Source organism: Deltaproteobacteria bacterium, from assembly GCA_009930495.1.
In the GTDB taxonomy this organism is placed as follows: Bacteria; Desulfobacterota; Desulfovibrionia; order Desulfovibrionales; family Desulfomicrobiaceae; genus Desulfomicrobium.
Window position 1 is genome coordinate 1 of the sequence record RZYB01000217.1, and the last position, 3,732, is coordinate 3,732.

The following is a 3,732-nucleotide window of genomic DNA, read 5'->3' on the forward strand; positions in this document are numbered from 1 at the left end:
ATAGATTATCCGCACACATGCTGGGGGAGCCCGCCAGGGCTGAGAGGGGATACGATCCCGACCCTTTGAACCTGACGCAGTTCATGCTGCCGGAGGGAAGCTGGTTCACCATCTCTTGATCGCTCTGACGAACCGCGCCCCTGGCGCGGTTTTTTTATGCGCCCCCGGCAGGACAAGGAGAACGCCATGCGTATCATCGTCAACGGCCGGGAACGCGACCTGCTTCCCAATCAAACCCTGCACCATCTCATTGTCTCCATGCATCTGGACCCGGACGTGGTCGTGACCGAGCTCAACGGCGCCATCGTGCCGGGAACGGCCTTCACCGAGACCATCCTGCACGACGGCGACCGTCTGGAGCTGCTGAGCTTTGTCGGCGGCGGCTGACGAAACCGCTGTCCCCCACGTCATCACCAACGAGCGAGAACCCTTATGAAACAAAACGATACTTTTCATATCGGCGGCAAGGCCCTGACCAGCCGCCTCTTCACCGGCACCGGCAAATACGGCGATGACACCCTCATTCCGGCCGTTTGCGCGGCATCCGGAGCCCAGGTCATCACCGTGGCCCTGCGCCGGGTGGACCTGGACAAAAAAGCCGACAACGTCATGCGGCACATTCCCGAACATATGGTCCTGCTGCCCAACACTTCCGGCGCCCGCACCGCCGACGAGGCCGTGCGCATCGCCCGCCTGGCCAGGGCCATGGGCTGCGGCGACTGGATCAAGATCGAAATCATCGCCGACAACCGCTACCTTTTGCCCGACGGCTACGAAACGGCCAAGGCCACGGAAATCCTGGCCACGGAAGGATTCGTGGTTCTGCCGTACATGAACCCGGATCTTTACGTGGCCCGTTCCCTGGCCAGTGCCGGCGCGGCCGCCGTCATGCCCCTGGGCGCGCCCATCGGCACCAACCGGGGGCTGCGCACGGAGGAAATGATCCGCATCCTCATTGAGGAGATGGACCTGCCGGTCATCGTCGACGCCGGCATCGGCGCGCCCAGCCAGGCCTGTCAGGCCATGGAAATGGGCGCGGCGGCCTGCCTGGTCAACACCGCCATCGCCACGGCCTCGGACCCCCTGGGCATGGGTCGGGCCTTTGGCCAGGCCGTGGCCGCCGGCCGCGCGGCATTCCTGGCGGGCCCGGGCGCTGTCGCCACCCTGGCCCGCCCGTCCTCGCCCCTGACCGGATTTCTCGACGAACCGGGAGGCGCGGCATGAGCTTTCTTCCCGAAGCCCTGCGTCTGCTCCGGGAACCCCTGGAAGAACGGCTGCGCGCCACGACCGAGGCCGACGTTTCACGAGTTCTCGGCCGGGAACGGATTTCCGAAAACGACTTTCTGGCCCTGCTTTCCCCGGCCGCGGGCGCCTGCCTGGAAGCCCTGGCCAGCCGGGCAAAAGATCTGACCGAACGCCATTTCGGTCGGACCATAAGTCTTTTCACGCCGCTCTATGTGTCCAACCACTGTGCCAATCGCTGCCGCTATTGTGGATTCGCGGCCACGAACACCATCCCGCGCAGCAAGCTGACCATCGCGGAGGTCCGGGCCGAGGGCGAGGCCATCGCGGCCACGGGGCTGCGCCAGATTCTGCTTCTGACCGGCGAAGCCCCGCACACGGCCGGCGTACCGTATCTGGAAGACTGCGTGCGCGTGCTGCGCCCGCTCTTTCCGTCCATCGCCATCGAAGTCTTCCCCATGGAAACAAAGGACTACGCCCGCCTGATCCAGGCCGGGGTGGACAGCCTGACCGTGTTTCAGGAAACCTACGATCCCACGCTCTACGCCGATCTCCATCCGGCCGGCCCCAAACGAAACTACGCCTTTCGCCTGGATACCCCCCAACGCGGCGCCGAGGCCGGCATGCGCGTGGTCAACATCGGAGCCCTGCTGGGTCTGACCGATTGGCGGCGGGAACTCTTTGTCACCGGTCTGCACGCGGCGTGGCTGCAAAAAAACTACCCCGGGGTGGACGTGGCCATGTCCCTGCCGCGCATGCGACCCCACGCCGGCGACTTCGAACCGGCCTGCGTGGTCTCGGACCGCGACCTGGTCCAGGCCATGACCGCCCTGCGCCTGTTTTTACCGCGCCTGTCCATCACCATTTCCACCCGTGAGACGTCCGGATTCCGGGACAATATCCTTCCCCTGGGCGTAACGCGCATGTCCGCCGGCGTGAGCACGGCCGTGGGCGGCCACGCCAAGCCCGCTGAAACCGGACAATTCGAGATCTCCGACGGCCGAAGCGTGGCCGAAGTCTGTCGGATGCTGCGCGCCAAGGGCTACCAACCCGTCTTCAAGGACTGGGAACCCCTGGAGGTTTCGGCGTGAACCCGTTCCAGCGCGGACTGGGCCGATATCTGGACAGCGGCTGGGCGGGCTTTGCCGCCAGCGTGACCGTCGGCGTCATCGGCGCGGGGGGACTGGGCTCCAACTGCGCCCCGCACCTTGTCCGCTCGGGCTTTTCAACTCTGATCCTGGCCGATCCGGACCGGGTCGAGGACTCCAACCTGAACCGCCAGTCCTTTAGCCTGGACCAAATCGGCCGCCCCAAGGTCCAGGCCCTGCGGGACAATCTGCTGGCCGTGAACCCGGACGCGGCGATTACGATTCACGAAACGCGGGTCGACGAGTCGAACATCCTGACGCTCTTTGGCTCCTGCCAGGCCGTGGTCGAGGCCGTGGACGATCCACGTGCCAAAAAGCGTCTCGTCGAGACCATGGCCGCCACGGGCGTATTCGTGGTCGGGGCGTCCGGCCTGGGCGGAACGGGGCGGACGTCCCGCATGGCCGCGCGCGCCCTGGGACCAAATCTTGTCATCGTCGGCGACCTGACCACGCCCTGCGACGCGGCCACCCCGCCCCTGTCTCCGGGGGTGGGCATGGCCGCGGCCATGCAGGCCGACGTCATCCTGCATCATTTCCTCACCCTGTACCAAGGACGGACACCATGACCGGACGCAATCTCGTGCTTGATCTCTTCCGCCAGGGCGGCCTCTACGGGCTGACGGCCGAAAAATTCTCCCGCGGCAGATCCAACCTCGACGTCGTGCGGATGATGCTCGACTCCGGCATCCGCATCATCCAATACCGCGAAAAGACGAAAAAAATGGGCGAAAAATACGCGCAGTGCCAAGTCCTGCGCGCCATGACCCGCGCCGCCGGCGCGGCCTTCATCGTCAACGACGACATCGATCTGGCCCTGCTCGTCAAAGCCGACGGCGTCCACGTCGGCCAGGAGGATCTGCCCGTAAAGGCGGTGCGCGCCCTGGTCGGCGAGCGCATGGCCATTGGTCTGTCCACCCATTCCCCGGATCAGGCCCAGGCGGCCGTGGCCGTCGGGGCGGACTATATCGGCGTCGGTCCGATCTTTGCGACCCAGACCAAGGACGACGTCTGCGCGCCCGTGGGCCTGACCTATCTGGATTACGTCGTCCGACATGTCGCTCTGCCCTTTGTCGCCATCGGTGGCATCAAGGAACACAACCTCGGCCAGGTCGCGGCCCACGGCGCGCGCTGTGCGGCCATGGTCACGGAAATTGTCGGCGCGGCGGACATCGCCCAAAAAACCATCAGGCTGCAGGCCCTGCTCCCGAGCCCCCCATCTGTCCAGAACGCAAGGAAAATATGAAAAAAAGAGCGTGAAATGATTGCCCCGAACGCCCACCCTCTGTTATTTGGCCCAGACTGCTGTTTCACAACACGCCAGAATATCAGCTTGGAGGTTTGG

Annotated in this window: 5 protein-coding genes and 1 riboswitch; all 5 genes read left to right on the forward strand. The window is 65.0% G+C overall.

Annotated features, from left to right (window positions below; all coding sequences use genetic code 11):
- Positions 1-12 precede the first annotated feature (12 nt).
- A riboswitch (TPP riboswitch) is annotated at positions 13-115 on the forward strand.
- A gap of 71 nt (positions 116-186) precedes the next feature.
- Genes thiS through thiE form a run of 5 tightly spaced genes read left to right on the forward strand, consistent with a single transcriptional unit; the run spans position 187 to position 3,633 of the window.
- Positions 187-387: a sulfur carrier protein ThiS gene (thiS, locus tag EOL86_12750; GenBank protein NCD26443.1), complete on the forward strand. Its 201-nt coding sequence runs from the start codon at positions 187-189 to the stop codon at positions 385-387.
- Positions 388-432: 45 nt separating this feature from the next.
- Entirely contained in the window at positions 433-1,224 is a 792-nt protein-coding gene (locus EOL86_12755) for a thiazole synthase (protein NCD26444.1), read from the forward strand.
- Positions 1,221-2,333 carry a 2-iminoacetate synthase ThiH gene (thiH, locus tag EOL86_12760; GenBank protein ID NCD26445.1) on the forward strand — a complete coding sequence of 371 codons (1,113 nt, stop codon included), beginning with the start codon at positions 1,221-1,223 and terminating at the stop codon, positions 2,331-2,333. Before EOL86_12755 ends, thiH begins: the two co-directional genes overlap by 4 nt.
- Positions 2,225-2,956, forward strand: a complete 732-nt coding sequence (gene thiF / locus EOL86_12765) for a sulfur carrier protein ThiS adenylyltransferase ThiF (GenBank protein ID NCD26446.1) — start codon at positions 2,225-2,227, stop codon at positions 2,954-2,956. Before thiH ends, thiF begins: the two co-directional genes overlap by 109 nt.
- Complete coding sequence (thiE, locus tag EOL86_12770; protein NCD26447.1) at positions 2,953-3,633, forward strand: thiamine phosphate synthase; 681 nt, start codon at positions 2,953-2,955, stop codon at positions 3,631-3,633. Before thiF ends, thiE begins: the two co-directional genes overlap by 4 nt.
- The last annotated feature ends 99 nt before the right edge of the window (positions 3,634-3,732 follow it).